This window comes from Vibrio sp. 10N.286.51.B11 (assembly GCF_041469245.1).
In the GTDB taxonomy this organism is placed as follows: Bacteria; Pseudomonadota; Gammaproteobacteria; order Enterobacterales; family Vibrionaceae; genus Vibrio; species Vibrio crassostreae_C.
The window spans coordinates 163308-181991 of record NZ_JBFRKI010000009.1 but is presented as its reverse complement, the minus strand read 5'-3'; the positions used below and the strand labels follow the sequence as shown (position 1 = coordinate 181991).

Here is an 18684-nt window from a genome sequence, read left to right as displayed (position 1 = left end):
CCAATTGATTTTCCGGTATTGCGGTTTCCGACGTCTCGGAAAACCAAGTAGTTCTCTCAAAGTTACTTTTAATAACGGCGTAATTGACGAAACCTTTAGGAAAAAAACAATAAAATTAAAGAAATAGCGATAAAGGAGAAGAAAGCGTGACTGGTAATAAATTTATCAAAAAAAGATAAGAAAAACGCTAAAGTTGTCGAGAAATCCGTCGAGCGAGGTTTTGTGTTTTTATTAACCAAAGAAGCCAAATAAACTGAAATGGTGTTATGAGATTTAAAGTAATTGATTAACCTAACAAGGTTAAGGCAAGGTTAGGTGCTTGCTTCGCTTGAGCCAGAATAGTGGTGCTAACTTGCTGCAGAATTTGCTGCTTGAGCATCTGAGTCGTTTCCTTGGCGTAATCGGTATCTTTGATTCGACTGTTTGAGGTCGCCAAGTTTTCATGAACATTTTCAAGGTTGTTAATGGCGTGGTCGAAGCGGTTTTGCATTGCGCCTAATTCAGAGCGATGGCTATCCACGTACTTCATCGCGGTATCTAAAATAGAAACAGCACGCTGCGCACCACCCACATCCGTCACATTGATGTCATTCACCGACTCATAGTAACCCGCTGACATCGACAGTTCACTCGCGAGTGAACCAGAGAAAGAGATAGTGCCAGAGGTATCTTCACCAGACATGTAGATTTGAAGCTGCCCATCATCATTAACCGAAGCTGAGACCAGATCCGTTTGACCATTGATGTAGGTCGCCAACTCTTCAATGTCATCGCCGACTTTCGCATTAATGGTGATCTCTTGAGGCTGGCCAAAACGATCGGTAAATGACATCGTCATATCATTCTGGTTTGATTTCACTTCCCATGAATCACTGGCCATGCCATTAGCAACGTAGCTAAAGCCGCCCATGTTGATGTCATCAGTACGCATGCTTTTCAAACCAATCTGCACAGCTTCGCCCGAACTGCCGCCGATTTGAAACGAGGTGTGCCCAAAACTGCCGTTAAGGAGTTTTTTACCACCGAATGAAGTGGTTTCGGCAATTCGATTCAGCTCGTCATTTAACGCGGTGACTTCTTCTTGAATAGCGATTCGTTCCGATGAACTATTCGAGCCGTTACTCGCTTGTAGGGATAAGTCTCGCATGCGCTGCATGATATTAGTGGTTTCATTCATAGCTCCTTCTGCAGTCTGCATAATGGAGATACCGTCGTTAGCATTTCGAACAGCAACATCAATGCCACTCATCTGTGCTTCTAATCGATTTGAGATCTGTAAGCCAGCCGCATCGTCTTTTGCACTATTAATACGGCTCCCTGAAGCTAAGCGCTCCAAAGATTGGTTCAGCATGTTATTAGCGTTAGAGAGGTTTCTCTGAGCCACTAACGCCGAGACATTCGTATTGACAGTTATAGCCATAGACCTTCGCTTACAAAAAGATGAATAAAACTCACGATTGCTCTTATATCGACCAGTTCATATAAAGCTTTAATAAAAAAGGAGCCCTGAGGCTCCCTTTCTTTGCTGCAGATGAGGTGATTTACTTAATCGTTAATACACTCAACATGTCAGTTGAAGGTGCAAAGTAGTAAGCGCCAGTCACTGCTTTGGTAAAGCGAAGCAGTTGGTCTGTTTTGCCATCTGTTGCGCCGTACATGCTCTCTAACATCGCATCGAAGTTATGACGAACGTTACAGTAAGCAATGAACAATAAGCCGTGGTCGCCCGTAGCAGTACCGTAAGGTAGACTGTGGCGAACAATCTTAAGCCCCTTGCCTTCTTCTTTGATATCCACACGGCCAACGTGAGACGCCGCAGGAACATCATCTAACTCAATTGAATCAGGTTTAGTTCGGCCAATCACTTTCTCTTGTGCCGACACATTCAAGCGATTCCAAGCTGGCAGATTGTGCATAAAACGCTGCACCATCACATAACTACCACCAGCGAATTCACCCTCAGGCACAATAGCAACTTCAGCACGTTGTGCGTCTTTCGGGTTTTCAGTGCCATCAACAAAGTCTGTCATGTCACGAGAGTCTAGGAAGCGGTAACCATAAGTTTCATCAACCACTTCAACATCAGCTGCTACTTCAGATAGCAATTTACGCAAGATAAAGAAGTGCAGATCATGTCGGTTTGAATGACAGTGAATCAGAACATCAGACAGTGTGCTCGGCGCGGTGGTATCACCTTCACCCAGCACAGGGAAGTCGATCAAATCAGCGGGCGCTGCTTGCTCGAACTTATCCCAAAAAGCTTTTGAGAACGCAACCGATGCCGTTAAGTTCGCATCAGGCTGAGTTTGGTTTAGTTCGTCGATTAGAGTCGGAAGCTTTTGAATTTCTGCTAGTACATTAGCAGTATTAGCGTTCACTTTAAGTTGAACGTAAAGCGCGAAAGGCCCAGCTTCAGGCAAAATAGCACTTTGAACGTTAGGCTGCTCATTTGAAACATTAAGCATAGATTAATCCTTTCATTTTTTAGCTTCTAAGTATAATTGGGAATGGGACAAATGTTTTGATGAGAATCAGTCTTCGAGCTCAACCATTTTAAAGCAATCCCTTGCAGCATGGCTATTGGTTAGATAAAGCGCTAACCACAGCAGCAACAATAGGGTGATGCCATTTGACCAACGGAACCATCCGTTATCCAAATAGATTAAATAAATCGTATGGGAGCCCTGTGCCAAGATAGCCATCATGGTAACCCAACGTCCCCATGACACGACTTTGTTAAGGCGCTTTCTATCTGGCGATCTTAGCCCAAATAACCACATCAGCAGCAAACTAGGCACACTCAACGCGATCCCGACATAAAACATCTGATGGTCTGGGTAGATTATCTCAAGAATATCGGTTCCCGATTCTCGGCTTGCGCCTGCAACAATGAAAACGACCAAGGCTTTCGCAAGAAACAACCAACCTAGCCAGAGCAAGATTGGAGCTTTCAAAAAGCCGTGCTTGTCGTATTGTTCTATGGAGTACCGCACAAATCTCACTTTCACTTATTTTCAAACCAACACTTTAACGCAAATCATTCATACTTAACTAGCTTTGCGTTATCTTAGTAGCCAATCCGTTTTAATTGTCGAACTCAGTATGAAAAACAAAACTAATACGCCCTCTGTTGAATCTCAACAGGAAGCACTGAAGATAGCCAAAGCGACTCAAAAGCCAGCTCAAACCAAAGAACAAACTAAACTGATTGCTCAGGGTATCGAGAAAGGCATCGCACTGTACAAGAAACAGCAAAAAGAACGCAGCCGCCAAGCCGATAAAGCGAAGAAGCGCGTACAGAAAGAAAAACAGACTCAACAAGCTAATCAACACCAAGAAGACACGATCGAAACAAGTGTTGAAACACCATCAAATCACGCCACTAAACTGCCGTGGTTACTACTGTTCGCAAGCTGGGTAGGCTTCGCGATTTATTTGATGCAATAGCAGGGTAAACGTATGAAAAAGGAATTAGTCGCTTTGGCTATGAGTGGCATGTTACTCGGGTGTACCAAACCCACATCAACGCCTCATAGTAAAGCGGACAAGGTACAAATGGATTACCACGGCCTGATTAACATCGAGCAGTGTGAGTATAAAGGGGAAATCACTGGCAGCGAAGGTCATTGGTACAGCTACTTGTTCTTTCCCAATGACACCCTGATTCAAGGTGCGATGAATGAGCTTAAATCGCATGCCATTGAGCTAGGCGCAGACACCGTCATCTTTACCCTACCCCAAGATTTCAGCACTTCCGTGACTATGCTTGGTACCGCCTACCTGTGCGAGTAAGCAACTAAAGCGGCATATCGATATGCTTTGATTTTATGACACCCAAAAGAAAGCCAGCTTTCGCTGGCTTATGCACTAAATCCAAGGCTTGTTGCTATATCGCCTTTACGCTGGATAACCCATTGACTGTCAAATGGCCCCCAGTCGGATAACTGGTAATAGCCATCATTATGACGTCGCCCATCTTGAACAAACATAAGTTCGATACCGATCCCCGGTAACGCCTTGAGTACATCTTGAATAGTACGACGAGGCCACCCCGTTTTTTCGATGAGTTTAGGCACATTTGGCCTATCAAGGCTTTCCACTAACAATGCTAAATATAGCCGCCTTGCAAAAACAGGACTCAACTCCATTGACACCTCCTATATATGTGCAGCTCAATTATTTCTTTTTTCGCTGACAACATGTTGAGGCTGATCAATAAGTCTCCAATAGTGACATTTTCTTACGCTTTTTTTTCACTCTATGAAATATTCATCACTCTATTTTGTCTGAGTTGCTGCTTCCTGATAGGATTCAACTCATAACAATGAAATAAAATCACTCAAAGGAAGAATAATGACTATCACCATGTTTGGTATCCCAAATTGCGACACCATTAAAAAAGCAAAGAAATGGCTCGAAGCTGAAGGTATCGAGTTCGAATTTCACGATTATCGCAAACAAGGCATCACAGAAGAGCTAGTAACAAGCTTCTGCTCTGAGCTAGGTTGGGAGCTTGTGCTAAACAAACGTGGTACGACTTATCGCCAACTTTCTCAAGAACAGAAAGACACCCTAACAGAAGAAAAAGCGGTGACTTTGCTTGTTGAACAACCTGCAATGATCAAGCGCCCAATCTTAAAAGTTGAGGGTAAGCTTCACATCGGATTTAAAGCCGACCAATACGCGGCTATTTTTGCTTAGATCGTTGTATTTACATAGACAGACAACAGGACGTTGATCAGTGAATCAGCGCCTAAAAATTAATGACTAGACGTTTTATTTAAACAAGGAATTCAAGGATGACAGATAGCCCAACTTTGGCTCTGGCAAAAGACCTAATCAGCCGTCAATCGGTAACACCAGAAGATGCAGGCTGCCAAGACCTGATGATTGAACGCTTAAAAGCACTCGGTTTTGAAATCGAAGTGATGGTATTTGAAGATACGACCAACTTCTGGGCTCGTCGTGGTACTGAAGCGCCTCTGTTTGCTTTTGCTGGTCACACTGATGTGGTACCTGCAGGCCCAATCGAACAGTGGAACACTAAGCCATTCGAACCGACTATCGTAGACGGTTTCCTACATGGCCGTGGCGCTGCTGATATGAAAGGCTCTCTGGCTTCAATGATTGTTGCCGTCGAGCAGTTCATTGCCAAACACCCAGACCACACAGGCTCAATTGGTTTCCTGATCACTTCAGATGAGGAAGGTCCTTTCATCAACGGTACTGTACGTGTTGTTGAAGCATTAATGGCGCGCGGTGAAAACATCGATATGTGTATCGTTGGTGAACCATCGAGCACTGAGTTCGTGGGTGATGTCGTGAAGAACGGCCGTCGTGGCTCTATCACTGGCGACCTAACGATTAAAGGCACACAAGGTCATGTTGCCTACCCTCACCTAGCAAACAACCCAGTACACAGCTCTCTGCTTGCTATTAATGAGCTAGCAACAACTGAGTGGGATAAAGGTAATGATTACTTCCCGCCAACCAGTTTCCAAATTCCAAATGTGAGTGCGGGTACTGGTGCTTCAAACGTGATCCCTGGTGAGTTTAATGTTCAGTTTAACCTACGCTTTAGTACAGAGTTAAGCAACGACATCATCGTTGAGCGCATCACAACGACACTCGACAAGTATAATTTCGAATACGACCTAAGATGGACATTCAATGGCGACCCGTTCTTAACAGACGCAGGTTCACTGCTTGATGCTATTGTTGATGCAGTGGGTCACGTCAATGATGTGAAACCAGCACTGCTAACGACTGGCGGTACATCTGATGGTCGCTTTATTGCACGTATGGGCGGACAAGTGGTTGAACTAGGCCCTGTGAATGCAACGATTCACAAGGTTAACGAATGCGTGAAGGTAGCCGATTTAGAAAAGCTAACTGACATGTACGAAAGAACATTAGTGAACCTATTCGCTAAATAGTCTTTCATCAGCGATTCATAGCATCCAATTATTGAGAGACTCGTTATGACACCAGAGCAGCTTACCGGACAATCAGATTCTCATCTAGAGCCTAGCCTGATCGGCACCAAGACCTTCTTGGTCCACAGTGAGGTTAAGAATGACCTGAATAATTTGATTGAAGCTGCTCAGCTCGCTGGTTTTAAAATGGAGATTGCCAGTGGCTTTCGCGACTATGAAAGGCAATCTCTGATTTGGAACCGTAAGTTTTCTGGCGAAGCTCCGATATTAGATTCAGAAAGCCAACCTCTTGATGCTTCAAAACTGACCGAACAACAAAAGCTATCGGCTATCCTGAGATGGTCTGCGCTTCCCGGCGCGAGTCGTCATCATTGGGGTTGTGACTTCGATGTCTTTGCTCGTAACCACTTACCTGAAGGCATACATCTGCAATTAGAACCATGGGAATACCTTACTGGCCACCAGCAATCGTTTTACCAATGGCTATCAGTTCATGCTGCACAATTTGGTTTCTTCTTTCCTTACAGCCAAGATTTGGGTGGTGTGGCGATCGAACCATGGCATATCAGCCATCGCAAAGTATCGGAGTCGTGTTTATCACAGTTATCTCCGACTTTACTTGGCAAGCAACTCCAATCTAAGCCAGTATTAGGGTATGAGATTATTATGGAGCAGCTAGACGAGATCTATGCACGCTTCGTAGCGAATATCAGTCATTAGGAGCGCTTATGTTGGAGTGGCTTACAAACCCTTGGGTTATCATCATCATCGTAGTTAGCGTTGTTGTGGGTAACATCGCAGCGCTCAAACAGACAGCCAATATGGATCTGACGGGGCGTGGTAAAACTGAGCGAGATTTAGATAAGCTCAATCGCTTGGATAAACTTAACCAAGAGAAAGCTGAAAAAGAAGAATCCAAAGACAATAAAGACGCATAGCCTTTTGCTTTGGCTAATCAGCTTGATTGACCAATTTTGATTGACCAATGTAGCCTGATGACAACGAATACAATAAAAAAGAGGACACAGTGTGTCCTCTTTTTTATTTGCTTTTGCTAATCACAAGGCTGATTTAACTCAGCTTGTGACGGCTTGAATGACTACTCAGCTTTCGCTTCTTTGTCATCTTTGGTTTGGTCAGCAATATGCGCTAATACCGGAACCATAGACTTAAGCAGCTCTTCTTCTACTGGCTTACCTGATGCATCCGTTACGTTGATTGACGTACGGTTGCCAAGGTCACCAAATAGGAAGTTGTAAGTGCCTGGCGCTAAGTCGATAGGCTGTAGGCCAATTTCTTCCCAGAACTCATCATCTGGTGCTGCGTACTTCGCCTTCACCGTACCCTGAGATTGATTGCGTTCTTCAAGCTCAAAGCCCATTTCAGGCAACAAGTTAGGCAGACGCTGCCAGAATACATTGTATGGCGTACGAGCAATAATCACAGGGAAACCACTACGGTCAGCACCCATTGAAATTGGAATACGCTTCACCAACTCTTGCGCTTTCAGCGCCGCTTCAGCACGAAGGTTTTCATCGTACTTAGCCATAACTAGGTTGGTCAGGAACGCGTTGTAACGCTCTTTATTGGTTGCCGTTACTGTTTTCTCTTCAGTACCTTCACGCCAATCAATCAGATTAATCTTGAAGCCATGACGGTTGTTTGCTTGGAAGCGAGAGATAGAGTAACGACTACCAATCTCTACGTCTTCATCTTCAGAAACCCAAGTTACCCAATCGGTCTCAATCTCATTCTCTGATTGCTCACGAATACCAATACCACGTTGAGCCAGCATATCTACAGCCGTTTGCCACACGCGGTCTGCCTCTTCTGCGCGAAGAAGCCATAGTGTCACTTCACCGTTTTGACGCTCAGCACGAGCACCCGGGATCAGTTCAAGAACCTGTTGCGGTGGACGAATATCCACTTCACGACCAGTACCACCACTGAATTCACCGCTTGGGATGTCAAAATTTGGGTAGAACTGAGGCTGAGCATCTACAGGCAATTGCCATTGTGAAAACTCAGGTGTTTCTAAGTATTCGAAATCATCTTTGGCTTGGCGACGTTGAGTCGGGTTGCCAGAACATGCTGTAAGAACGAAAACAGCCAGTGACCCAATCACTAGCTGGTGAGAATACTTCATTTATACTCCTAAATGCCGAAGGTTCGCTTCGGCATCACTTCATACGTTTTAGTAAATGCACGCTTCAGTCATTGCTTGAGCAACAACAGGTTGAGCTGGCTCTGACAGTTCAGTCAGCGGTAGACGTAAGCCACCTTCAGCAATCAGACCCATTTTATGAACCGCCCATTTTACGGGAATAGGGTTAGACTCAACGAACAAATTCTTATGTAGAGGCATCAAACGCTCATTGATCGCTTCCGCTTCTTCAAACTTACCTTCTTTTGCTAGCTTGAACATGGTTGCCATATCAGCGGCTGCAACATTGTTCGTTACAGAGATCACGCCATCGCCACCACGCTTAACAAATTCTAGGCCTGTTAAGTCATCACCACTTAGTAAGATAAAGTCTTCGCCACAAAGTTCACGGTGAATTGCAATTCTGTCGAGATCACCCGTCGCATCTTTCAGTGCAACGATGTTTTCGATCTCAGCAAGACGAGCAACCGTTTCTGGCAACAAGTCTACCGCAGTACGACCTGGAACATTGTATAGAATTTGTGGAACGTCACTGACTTCAGCAATCGCTTTGTAGTGTTGGTACAAACCTTCTTGAGTCGGTTTGTTGTAGTAAGGCGTTACGCTCAGGCAACCAGCAATACCAGAACCATTCAACAAACGGCTGAATAGAACAGATTCATGAGTTGCATTTGCACCTGTACCAGCGATAACGGGAATACGACCATCAGCAAATTCAACGATCTTGTTGACGACTTTGACATGCTCTTCAATAGTGAGTGTTGAAGACTCACCTGTTGTGCCAACCGCAACCAGACCATCACTACCTGCAGCAATATGGTGCTCAACTAACTTTTTAAGGCTGTCGAAATCCACTTCACCATCTGTATTAAATGGCGTAACTAGCGCAACGATACTTCCTGAAAACATGTCTATCTCCCTTAATTTATTCTTTTTGCATGTTACTGTAAGCCAATCAATAAACACAAGACATTAAAGTGGCTTACCGGCAACATCTGCATTAAATATTGTCGTATGTTTGAGGTAAAACGACTTCTAACGGCGTTCTACCTAGAATTTGGGTAACCTGCACTCAATCTAGCGGATAGCACATCACTGGATGTCAGTAACAAGTAAGCTGTGCTCTCATCGCTCTATCTCATTTTTTAACGCGCTCGATATTCTTATCATTGGTTGCATGTTCGAAGCAAGGTCGCACATAAAAAGCCCCGCACGCACGCTTATTCCACGAGCTAACTGTGCTAACATGCATGAATCAATGGAATATAAAGAGACGTGATTTTATGACTCAACATCTAGTAATCACAGCTGTGGGCACTGATCGCCCAGGTGTATGCAACCAAGTGGTTCATTTAGTCACCCAATCAGGCTGTAACATTATTGATAGCCGTATCGCCCTGTTTGGCGAAGAATTTACGCTTATCATGCTGCTGTCTGGAAAGGCAAACAACATTACCCGCGTTGAAACCACCTTGCCCTTGCTTGGACAAGAGCACGACTTGATTACGATTATGAAGCGAACCTCAACTCATGATGTTATTGAGAACTCTTACACAGTAGAAGTGTTCGTTGAATCAGATGATAAAATCGGCCTTACTGAGCAGTTTACCCAGTTCTTCGCAGACCGAAACATCGGCCTCGATTCGTTAAGTGCACGAACCATCAATAAGTCTAAGGTTCAACTCGACAACGACCAATTCCATATCTCTATTACCGCTTCTGTGCAATCAGAATGTAACTTGATGCAGCTACAAGAAGAATTCGATTCGCTGTGTCAGAGCCTATCAGTCCAAGGCTCTCTCAACTTTATCAAAAACAGTCTTTAAAAAGGAAATGTCATGAATACGCTAACGGCTGGTGTTCCAGCACCTGCTTTTTCTCTTCCAGATCAAGATGGCAATATCGTATCTCTTGGTGACTTCAAAGGTAAAAAAGTACTTTTCTATTTTTACCCTAAAGCAATGACTCCAGGTTGTATTGTGCAAGCGGAAGGCCTGCGTGATATCAAAACACAGCTTGATGACCTAAACGTGGTTGTTCTAGGTGTGAGTGTTGACCCAGTAAAACGTCTACCAAACTTCGTTGAGAAGAAATCTCTAAACTTCACCCTGCTATCTGATGAAGACCACAGCGTTGCTGAACAGTTTGGCGTTTGGGGCGAGAAACTTTTCATGGGTAAAATCTACGACGGTCTGCACCGTATTAGCTTCCTAATTGATGAAGAAGGTCAGATTGAACATGTCTTCAACAAGTTCAAGACTAAGACTCACCACGAAGTGGTTCTAGATTACTTCAATCAAGAAGCTTAAGGGCGATTTGAGTGAGTTAATGACTTAGATTCATCACTTTCTAAGGCAATAGCAACACTCATTAAGCTAATTATTAAGCTAATTATTAAGCTAAGAGCAAAAAGGCCGAACATCATGGATGTTCGGCCTTTTTCTATAACAAGATCAATTACTTTTGATGTTCGGGGTCATCGTCTAATGCGTGACTCGGTAAGGCATTCCAAACCGCCTTAACTAACGTTGCCAACGGGATAGCAAAGAACACGCCCCAGAATCCCCACAGTCCACCAAACACTAACACGGCAACAATAATGGCCACTGGGTGCAGGTTCACCGCTTCAGAGAAAAGAACAGGAACGAGCACGTTACCATCTAGCGCTTGGATAATACCGTAAGCGAGAAGCAACCAGTAAAACTGAGGCTCTAATCCCCACTGGAACAGGCCTACAATCGCCACAGGAACAGTCACAGCTGCCGCGCCGATATAAGGGATCAGTACCGAGAAGCCAACCGCGACAGCCAACAAGACTGAATAACGCAGATCCAGAATCGCAAAGGTTACGTAGCTGACACCACCAACAATTAAAATCTCTAAGACTTTACCGCGAATGTAGTTCGAGATTTGCTGGTTCATCTCTTCCCATACTTTGGTCGCTAAACGACGATTTCGAGGAAGTACACCGCTCGCCATTCTGATCATCTCTTCTTTGTCTTTTAACAAGAAGAAAATAAGCAGTGGTACAAGAATCAAGTAAACCGCTAAGGTCGCTAAGCTCACAAGAGAAGCAAGAGAACCTTTGACAACACTTTCACCAAAACCTAACGCTTTGTTCTTGGCGTTAGACATAATGGACTCAACGATCTGCAGGTTAGCTAATTCTGGATAGCGTTCAGGAATCGTCGCAATGAAGTTTTGCAAGCTGCCATACATGCTTGGGATATCATTAATTAGATTGCCCACTTGTTGCCAAATGGTTGGTACCAAGCCAAAGATCGCAAGTAGCATCACGCTAAAGAACATCATGATCACCAACATCACCGAAGGCGTTCTTGGAACACCGAGTCTTTGAAGTTGGGTAACAGGCCACTCAAGCAAATAAGCCAACACAATCGCAACCAAGAGTGGTGCAATTAGGTGACCAAAGAAGTAGATCGTAATAAAGCCGAAGAGAATGATGGCAACCAAACTGACAGCATGGGGATCAGAGAAACGTCGTTTATACCAACGATTGACCATTTCAAGCATCTGACTGCAATTCCTTTTTAGTGACGAGGAGATGATGGTAATTAGAGCAAACCTCAGTGATGACGTCATAGGCTTGCTTAGACAAATAAGTAACAATATCTTTCATCGAACTGTTATCAGACACATAAATTGACAATGACTGCCCTACTTCTAACTTTACACTGTGACGCTTGGCTAATAATAGCGCCATTGGACAGCGCTCTTGGCGTAAATCTAGAATATTAGGTGTCATTCTTGAGCTCGATGCTTATTATAAGGGTCGTATTGTAATCTGTTTTTGAAAACGCGCCATCATTCATTCATCCTCCTTCATGATAGCGCACGCACTTGGCAAAGGTTAAATCAGATAAAGAACCAATTTCCATTGCACTTGTCTTACTGTCAGAAGAAACGGAGTATTACTGACTAATATGTTTAAACGCGCTCGCTCAATTGCTTGCTTATGCATCGCAGCTACATTAAGCACCCCAACTATGGCGAATACCAATAGTTTGGAGCTACCAGATATCGGTACCGCTGCTGGCGGCACACTCACTATCGACCAAGAGCTTATCTATGGTGATGCCTACATGCGCATCATCAGAAGTAGCCAGCCTATCGTAAACGACCCAGTTCTAAATCTATATATTGATACTCTTGGCCATCGTCTGGTCGCGAACGCAAATGATGTAAAGACACCTTTCCAGTTCTTTATGATCCGTGACCGCAACATCAACGCCTTTGCTTTCTTTGGTGGTTATGTTGCTTTGCACTCAGGTCTATTCCTGCATGCACAATCTGAAAGTGAATTAGCTTCTGTATTAGCGCACGAAATCGCGCACGTAACCCAACGTCACTTAGCGCGTAGTATGGAAGACCAAGCGCGCCGCTCTCCAGCAACCATTGCAGCGCTAGCAGCCTCTGTATTACTGGCAATTGCAGCTCCTGAAGCCGGCATTGCAGCCCTAACGGCAACGACTGCGGGTAATATGCAAAGCCAAATCAACTACACCCGTAGTAATGAAAAAGAAGCCGACCGCTTTGGTATCAACACGCTAGCAAAAGCTGGGTTTGATGTGAATGCGATGCCACGTTTCTTTGGCCGTTTAGCTGATGAATATCGCTATGCGAGCACACCACCGCCAATGCTACTGACTCACCCATTACCAGAAGACCGAATTACCGATTCACGTGCTCGTGCTCGTAGTTACCCGCCACTGAAACTGGCTCCCTCTCTGGACTACCACCTAGCAAGAGCCCGCATTGTTGCGCGCTATGCTGGCATTAATAATGATGCTGCTCTTGATTGGTTTGAGCGTCAGCTAAAGAAAGCCCCTAAAGCTTTGGTTCCGTCATTAGAATATGGCCAAGCACTGGTTTACCTAGACTCTAAAAAATTAGACAAAGCAGAGCCCATCCTGAACAAGCTGATTAACAGCGATCCAACCAACCTTTTTTATCTAGATGCTATTTCGGATCTGCACATCGAGAAGAAGCAGCCTGAGATTGCGATTAAAGAACTTAAATCGGCACTGGTTCGTCAACCAAACAACCCGGTTCTGACCATTAACTACGCCAACGCACTGATTGAAAATGAAGATCTTCAAGAAGCGGTTCGCGTATTGCAGCGTTACACGCACGATAACCCGAATGACACCAATGGCTGGCACTTACTTTCAAAAGTAAATACGAGCCTTGGTAATAGCGACGAAGAACTGGCTGCTCGTGCAGAAATTTTGGCACTGCAAGCCAACTGGAACAAAGCGATTCAGTACTACACGCAAGCAAGCCAAATCGCAGAATTAGGAAGCCTAAAACAAGCACGCTACGACGCTCGAATTGATCAGCTAATGATTCAACGAGAGCGCTTCTTGTCGCTACAATAGAGTGTTTACTGGTAACAGCTCGTTACCCGAATAAAAAGAAAGCTCAACGTTACACAAAAAAGAAGTCACCCCTGGTGGCTTCAGCTAAACAACTAAATCAAAAATAATAATGAGGAAGAACCATGTCTGTCGTGATTTATCATAACCCACGCTGCTCAAAGAGCCGTCAAACTCTAGAAGTGCTTCAGGAAAACGGCGTACAGCCAGAGGTAATCAAATACCTAGAGACTCCGTTAACAGTTGAACAGCTGAAAGTGCTGTTCACTCAGCTTGGTTTTGACAGTGTTCGCGACATGATGCGCACCAAAGAAGCGGACTACAAAGAAGCAAACCTTGGTGATGCTTCAGTCACTGATGAAGATCTTTTCGCCGCGATGGCAACCAATCCAAAACTGTTTGAGCGCCCAGTCGTTGTCGCGAACAACAAAGCAAAAATTGGTCGTCCACCAGAGCAAGTGCTAGAGATTCTGTAATCCAATATGAGCATTAACATTCTTGTTCTTTACTACAGCCGCCACGGCAACACACAAGCTCTAGCAAGGCAGATTGCACGAGGGGTTGAGTCTATCCCAAACTGTGAAGCCATGTTAAGAACGGTGAACGACGTGTACACGGTAGAAGAGCAGCCTGATTCACGCTATCAACCAACCGATCCTATTGCCTCGTTACAAGAGCTTCGATCTTGTGATGGTTTGGCGCTAGGCAGTCCGGTTTGGTTTGGTAACATGGCCGGGCCAATGAAGCACTTTTGGGATAGCACGACATCAATGTGGATCAATGGTGATCTCATCGATAAGCCAGGTTGTGTATTTACCTCTTCTTCATCATTGCATGGTGGTCAAGAGACAACACAACAAAGCATGATGTTGCCCCTGCTTCATCACGGCATGTTAGTCGTGGGCATCCCCTACTCAGAACCGGCGCTGCACACCACTCAAACTGGTGGTACGCCTTATGGTGCAAGCAGTACTGGAGAGAGCGCTTCACTTAGCAAAGAAGAGATTGAGTTGGCGCAAAACCTAGGTAAACGCCTAGCGCGCATCGCAATAAATCAGAAGGGAATTTCTCAATGATGTATATGCCAGAGAAGGCTATGTCTCCCAAAACCAAGCTATTTCGCTACCTTGCTTTAGCGGGCAACTTGTCACTGTTATTCTGGGTGGTGGCTTGGCAGATGACGCTTTCACCGCACCCTCATCTCAGTAATATCACACTGGCGATTGCTTGGGCTATCCCGCTGTTATTGCCATTACCGGGCATTTTAGCAGGAAAACCTTATACGCACGCATGGGCAAATTTCGTCTTGATGCTCTATTTCCTACACGCATTAACTATCTTGTATGTAGACGATGGTGAACGTTTATTAGCGGCTGTAGAACTGCTTCTGACGACTCTAGGTTTCGCGGGCAATATCTTATTTACTCGCTTTAGAGCCAAAGAGTTAGGCATCAAGTTGAAGCGCCTTTCCGAAGTAGAAAAGAGAGAGAAAGCTAAGTTCGAGCAATAATATTGAGCCCATGCTTTTAAACTGACCGCTTACAAACAAAAAGCCCTGCGAGATTGCTCTTGCAGGGCTTTTTTCAAGTTTTCATTTCAATCAGTCATGTCAGCTGACAATTATGAGCGAACCCACTCGTATACCAAGCTTGGCTTAGCATGTACTGGCGCAGTGATGGTTAGATCTTCTGTACTAGAATCCTCTAACGTTGCGTCAGGCGTATTCGTTAGCTCAGCATCCTCAGATATCTCGTTGCCCTTAATCACTTGTACGCCTGAGTCAGTTTCGTCACCAACGACTTCAGCAGCGTCTGTTGAATCATCACCTACAGACATTGTGTTGTCTTGAGTTTCAAATTCAGGGCTCACTTCAGGCTCAATGTAAGATTCTTCAACCTTCGCGACTTGTCGAATACTTGCTACTTCTTGCTCAAACTCTTGTTGAGTCGACAATAAGTGAATTCGGAAAGTGACTTCGTTGTTCTGAATCTTCAGAATATCTAGGCTTGCCACCGAGTTTAGACGCTTAAGTGCGTTCTCTAACTGGAAGAAGTCTTGAGCATTATTCAGGCTAATAAACTGCGTTAAAATCGATTCTGATGACTCACTCGCTACCGTCACAGCACTTTTTCCTGCGTAGTAGTTACTGATTTGGTCAACTAACTTCTTAGAAGTCGTGTCGCTGTTACCCGATAGTGAACCACTTACAGGCGATGTTGGTGCACTCGTCAATTGACTTGGCTTTTGATCGTATAGAGCCCAACGTAGGCCTGAAGATTGAGCCTTTATCACCAACACAGCATCAACAGGATAACGCTGACTCGCTTTACTGATTGGCGTAACAAAGCTACCCCACAAATCAGAAGTCGCAATACCCGTAATATCGTCAAAGTCACCCACAGGCAGCGTTAGAGGCAAGCCACGCTCTTTTGCGTTAGCTTGTAAGCTAGCTGCTAACTGTGAGTTAGAGTGTTCCCACACGATATTCTTGTCGTAGTTGTCCTCTTCCACCAGCCAAACAAGGATGTTTGAACGCGTGTCAGGCCAGTACGGTAACTGTGCTTGAGTCAATAGCGAACGGATTTGAGCACCGTTAAAACGCATACGCAATGTTGAGTGGTCATTGCTTTCACCAAAACTCATTTGAGACATGTACTGCGAACTCTTGCGCATCGCCTTTTGAATCGTCTCATTCGAAGCGACATCAGTTTGGCCGGTCGCACGTATCAATACCTGCTCCATACCTGTATTTCTTGCCACTTGTTCTGGCTGTTTGTCTTCAGCGTTAATCGCAACTTCAGCACTAAAAATATCTACTTGAGTTAAGGCATAACTCGGAGAGGCTAATAGTCCCATCAACAACAATGCTATGTAGCGCATACTGATCCTAATATTCAAATCTTGTGCCTAGATGATAAGCAACTATGGATTGAGGGGCAAGGTCGATAGAGCCCACTGTGTTTAATAACCACAAAATATCACCTGGCCATGATAAATCGCTCACTTATAAACTGAATTTCTAGGGCTTAGATGGATATAAAACATCATTAAGATAAATAAATTTGATCTATTTGGTGTGGCAATCGATTGCTAAGTGATAGAATCCCGCGAATTTTATTTTTCGCTTTTCATATAACGACCATTTTAAGGACATAACATGAAAAATGCTCTGCAAGGTGCGCAAATGCTGTTTGTAGCATTTGGTGCGCTTGTACTCGTGCCGCTACTAACAGGACTTGACCCCAACGTTGCACTCTTTGGCGCAGGTATCGGTACCCTTTTATTCCAACTTATTACACGCCGTTCAGTGCCAATCTTCTTAGCATCTTCTTTTGCATTCATCGCGCCTATCATGTTTGGTATTCAAACTTGGGGTGTCGGTGCAACCATGGGCGGCTTGATGGCGGCGGGTGTTGTGTATGTACTAATGGGCGCGTTAATTAAAGTTCGTGGCGTTGGCTTCATCCATAAACTGCTTCCACCAGTCGTTGTTGGCCCTGTGATCATGGTTATCGGTTTAGGTCTTGCACCTGTTGCAGTTAACATGGCGCTAGGTAAGACAGGCGATGGTGCGGTTCAGCTTGTTGATGCAGACGCTGCCCTGTGGATCTCTTCAATTTCACTGTTAGTGACGATTGTCATCAGTGTGTTTTCAAAAGGCTTCCTTAAGCTACTGCCAATCTTCGGTGGTATTGTTGCGGGTTACATCACCAGCTTGGTATACGGCGCGGTAGACTTCACTCCAGTAGCGCAAGCATCTTGGTTAGCACTGCCAAACTTCACAACGCCAGAGTTCAACATCAACGCTATCTTTTTTATGGTATTTGTCGCGATTGCACCTGCCGTTGAACACGTAGGTGATATGCTTGCGATATCTAACGTGACCGGTAAAGACTACCTTAAAAAACCAGGTTTACACCGCACTATTACTGGCGACGGTGTGGCAACAATTGCCGCTTCAATGCTGGGCGCGCCGCCAAACACTACGTACAGTGAAGTAACAGGCGCAGTAATGCTTACCAAAGCATTCAACCCTGTGATCATGACTTGGGCTGCAGTCACAGCCATCGTTCTTGCATTGGTTGGCAAGCTAGGCGCACTACTTCAAACGATTCCGGTTCCTGTAATGGGCGGAATCATGATTCTACTGTTTGGCTCTATCGCAACAGTGGGTCTTAACACGCTAATCAAAAACAATGTTGACCTACACAAATCACGTAACCTTGTGATTGTGGGCATTACTTTAGTCTTTGGTATTGGCGGCATGGCCTTTGGTATCGGTGACTTTAGCCTACAGGGCGTAAGCTTGTGCGGTATCGTTGCGATTCTACTTAACCTAGTACTTCCAGAAGAGCTAGGTGACAACACTGTGGTAGATAAAGCTCAAATCGATTAATGAGTCGGTAAGGCTAGATTCCAAAGAATCACAACCTAACAAGATCAAAAAAGGGAGAGCATCGAATGCTCTCCCTTTTTATTAATACGGTTAATTCAGCGAGTTAAGGAACTGTTTAGAGTCACTTAAGCTGAAACCGAATTACTTAGTACCGAAGATCTTATCGCCAGCATCGCCAAGACCAGGAACAATGTAGCCCTTGTCGTTTAGCTTCTCATCGATTGCAGCCGTGTAAAGCTCAACATCTGGGTGCGCTTTTTCTAGAGCAGCGATACCTTCAGGAGCAGCAACAAGCACAAGAATCTTAAAGTGCTTACAACCTTTCTCTTTCATCAGGTCGATAGTCGCGATCATAGAACCACCTGTCGCAAGCATTGGGTCTACCACTAGAGCAATACGCTCATCGATGTTAGATGCAAGCTTGTTGAAGTATGGTACTGGCTCAAGTGTTTCTTCGTCACGGTAGATACCAACAACGCTGATACGTGCACTTGGGATGTGCTCAAGAACGCCGTCCATCATGCCTAGACCAGCACGTAGGATTGGCACTACCGTTACTTTTTTACCTTTAATTTGGTCAACTTCTACTGGACCGTTCCAACCGTTAATCGTCACACGCTCAGTTTCAAAGTCTGATGTCGCTTCGTATGTTAGAAGGCTACCCACTTCTGTCGCTAGCTCACGAAAACGCTTAGTGCTAATCTCACCTTCACGCATCAGGCCAATTTTATGTTTTACTAGCGGGTGTTTCACTTCAACAACTTTCATTTCCAACTCCGGCAATATTTAAAC

General features: G+C 44.7%; 23 protein-coding genes. 13 read left to right on the top strand and 10 right to left on the bottom strand.

Annotated features, from left to right (window positions below):
- Positions 1-286 precede the first annotated feature (286 nt).
- The 3 genes from AB4154_RS05930 to AB4154_RS05920 all read right to left on the bottom strand — a co-directional run bounded on the left by AB4154_RS05930 (position 287) and on the right by AB4154_RS05920 (position 2993).
- Positions 287-1420 (bottom strand): flagellin, encoded by a 1134-nt coding sequence (locus tag AB4154_RS05930; RefSeq protein ID WP_372122453.1) that lies wholly within the window; start codon positions 1418-1420, stop codon positions 287-289.
- A gap of 121 nt (positions 1421-1541) precedes the next feature.
- The gene (locus AB4154_RS05925; RefSeq protein ID WP_372122451.1) at positions 1542-2465 is read right to left on the bottom strand and encodes a Dyp-type peroxidase; all 924 of its coding nucleotides are present in this window, start codon (positions 2463-2465) and stop codon (positions 1542-1544) included.
- A 66-nt stretch (positions 2466-2531) separates the two neighbouring features.
- Positions 2532-2993, bottom strand: coding sequence for a DUF2919 family protein (locus tag AB4154_RS05920; RefSeq protein ID WP_171732524.1), 462 nt, complete (start codon positions 2991-2993; stop codon positions 2532-2534).
- 109 nt (positions 2994-3102) lie between these two features.
- On the opposite strand from AB4154_RS05920, the gene AB4154_RS05915 reads away from it, so the two are divergent.
- Together AB4154_RS05915 and AB4154_RS05910 are read left to right on the top strand one after the other, a co-directional pair.
- The gene (locus tag AB4154_RS05915; RefSeq protein ID WP_017060697.1) at positions 3103-3447 is read left to right on the top strand and encodes a DUF2956 domain-containing protein; all 345 of its coding nucleotides are present in this window, start codon (positions 3103-3105) and stop codon (positions 3445-3447) included.
- Positions 3448-3459: 12 nt separating this feature from the next.
- Positions 3460-3792, top strand: coding sequence for a DUF4156 domain-containing protein (locus AB4154_RS05910; protein WP_371722180.1), 333 nt, complete (start codon positions 3460-3462; stop codon positions 3790-3792).
- Between the two features lie 68 nt (positions 3793-3860).
- Here AB4154_RS05910 and AB4154_RS05905 read toward each other — a convergent pair whose 3' ends face one another.
- Positions 3861-4148 (bottom strand): helix-turn-helix domain-containing protein, encoded by a 288-nt coding sequence (locus AB4154_RS05905; protein WP_004734273.1) that lies wholly within the window; start codon positions 4146-4148, stop codon positions 3861-3863.
- A gap of 205 nt (positions 4149-4353) precedes the next feature.
- Between AB4154_RS05905 and AB4154_RS05900 the strand changes: the two genes are divergently transcribed.
- From AB4154_RS05900 to AB4154_RS05885, 4 genes are all read left to right on the top strand, one after another.
- On the top strand, positions 4354-4701 hold the full coding sequence (locus AB4154_RS05900) for an ArsC family reductase (protein WP_017060699.1): 348 nt from the start codon (positions 4354-4356) through the stop codon (positions 4699-4701).
- Between the two features lie 98 nt (positions 4702-4799).
- A complete protein-coding gene (gene dapE / locus AB4154_RS05895) occupies positions 4800-5936 on the top strand; it encodes a succinyl-diaminopimelate desuccinylase (RefSeq protein ID WP_372122449.1) in 1137 nt (378 codons plus the stop codon).
- 45 nt (positions 5937-5981) lie between these two features.
- Positions 5982-6656: a M15 family metallopeptidase gene (locus AB4154_RS05890; protein WP_017063385.1), complete on the top strand. Its 675-nt coding sequence runs from the start codon at positions 5982-5984 to the stop codon at positions 6654-6656.
- Positions 6657-6664: 8 nt separating this feature from the next.
- Positions 6665-6874 carry a DUF2897 family protein gene (locus AB4154_RS05885; RefSeq protein WP_019821638.1) on the top strand — a complete coding sequence of 70 codons (210 nt, stop codon included), beginning with the start codon at positions 6665-6667 and terminating at the stop codon, positions 6872-6874.
- A 161-nt stretch (positions 6875-7035) separates the two neighbouring features.
- On the opposite strand, the gene bamC is transcribed toward AB4154_RS05885, so the two are convergent.
- Positions 7036-8082 carry an outer membrane protein assembly factor BamC gene (gene bamC / locus AB4154_RS05880; RefSeq protein WP_017060703.1) on the bottom strand — a complete coding sequence of 349 codons (1047 nt, stop codon included), beginning with the start codon at positions 8080-8082 and terminating at the stop codon, positions 7036-7038.
- Positions 8083-8130: 48 nt separating this feature from the next.
- The gene (dapA, locus tag AB4154_RS05875; protein WP_017060704.1) at positions 8131-9009 is read right to left on the bottom strand and encodes a 4-hydroxy-tetrahydrodipicolinate synthase; all 879 of its coding nucleotides are present in this window, start codon (positions 9007-9009) and stop codon (positions 8131-8133) included.
- A gap of 374 nt (positions 9010-9383) precedes the next feature.
- Here dapA and AB4154_RS05870 point away from each other — a divergent pair, with 374 nt between their 5' ends.
- Together AB4154_RS05870 and bcp are read left to right on the top strand one after the other, a co-directional pair.
- A complete protein-coding gene (locus AB4154_RS05870; RefSeq protein WP_017060705.1) occupies positions 9384-9926 on the top strand; it encodes a glycine cleavage system protein R in 543 nt (180 codons plus the stop codon).
- Between the two features lie 12 nt (positions 9927-9938).
- Positions 9939-10409, top strand: a complete 471-nt coding sequence (gene bcp, locus AB4154_RS05865) for a thioredoxin-dependent thiol peroxidase (protein WP_372122447.1) — start codon at positions 9939-9941, stop codon at positions 10407-10409.
- Positions 10410-10557: 148 nt separating this feature from the next.
- Here the strand turns inward: bcp and AB4154_RS05860 are convergent, their stop codons facing one another.
- Entirely contained in the window at positions 10558-11634 is a 1077-nt protein-coding gene (locus AB4154_RS05860) for an AI-2E family transporter (protein WP_017063383.1), read from the bottom strand.
- Positions 11627-11866 carry a sulfurtransferase TusA family protein gene (locus AB4154_RS05855; RefSeq protein WP_017060709.1) on the bottom strand — a complete coding sequence of 80 codons (240 nt, stop codon included), beginning with the start codon at positions 11864-11866 and terminating at the stop codon, positions 11627-11629. Before AB4154_RS05855 ends, AB4154_RS05860 begins: the two co-directional genes overlap by 8 nt.
- Positions 11867-12044: 178 nt before the next feature.
- On the opposite strand from AB4154_RS05855, the gene AB4154_RS05850 reads away from it, so the two are divergent.
- The 4 genes from AB4154_RS05850 (at position 12045) to AB4154_RS05835 (ending at position 15006) form a co-directional block, all read left to right on the top strand.
- Positions 12045-13499 carry a M48 family metallopeptidase gene (locus AB4154_RS05850; RefSeq protein WP_017060710.1) on the top strand — a complete coding sequence of 485 codons (1455 nt, stop codon included), beginning with the start codon at positions 12045-12047 and terminating at the stop codon, positions 13497-13499.
- A gap of 122 nt (positions 13500-13621) precedes the next feature.
- Positions 13622-13972 (top strand): arsenate reductase (glutaredoxin), encoded by a 351-nt coding sequence (arsC, locus tag AB4154_RS05845; protein ID WP_017060711.1) that lies wholly within the window; start codon positions 13622-13624, stop codon positions 13970-13972.
- A 6-nt stretch (positions 13973-13978) separates the two neighbouring features.
- Positions 13979-14572, top strand: coding sequence for an NAD(P)H:quinone oxidoreductase (gene wrbA / locus AB4154_RS05840; protein ID WP_017060712.1), 594 nt, complete (start codon positions 13979-13981; stop codon positions 14570-14572).
- Positions 14569-15006, top strand: coding sequence for a DUF2069 domain-containing protein (locus AB4154_RS05835; protein WP_372122445.1), 438 nt, complete (start codon positions 14569-14571; stop codon positions 15004-15006). The genes wrbA and AB4154_RS05835 overlap by 4 nt, the downstream gene beginning before the upstream one ends.
- A gap of 110 nt (positions 15007-15116) precedes the next feature.
- Here the strand turns inward: AB4154_RS05835 and AB4154_RS05830 are convergent, their stop codons facing one another.
- The gene (locus AB4154_RS05830; protein ID WP_065583984.1) at positions 15117-16376 is read right to left on the bottom strand and encodes a DUF2066 domain-containing protein; all 1260 of its coding nucleotides are present in this window, start codon (positions 16374-16376) and stop codon (positions 15117-15119) included.
- A 277-nt stretch (positions 16377-16653) separates the two neighbouring features.
- Between AB4154_RS05830 and AB4154_RS05825 the strand changes: the two genes are divergently transcribed.
- Positions 16654-17892, top strand: a complete 1239-nt coding sequence (locus AB4154_RS05825; RefSeq protein ID WP_017060715.1) for a uracil-xanthine permease family protein — start codon at positions 16654-16656, stop codon at positions 17890-17892.
- Between the two features lie 141 nt (positions 17893-18033).
- Here the strand turns inward: AB4154_RS05825 and upp are convergent, their stop codons facing one another.
- Entirely contained in the window at positions 18034-18660 is a 627-nt protein-coding gene (gene upp / locus AB4154_RS05820; protein WP_017060716.1) for a uracil phosphoribosyltransferase, read from the bottom strand.
- Positions 18661-18684 lie beyond the last annotated feature (24 nt).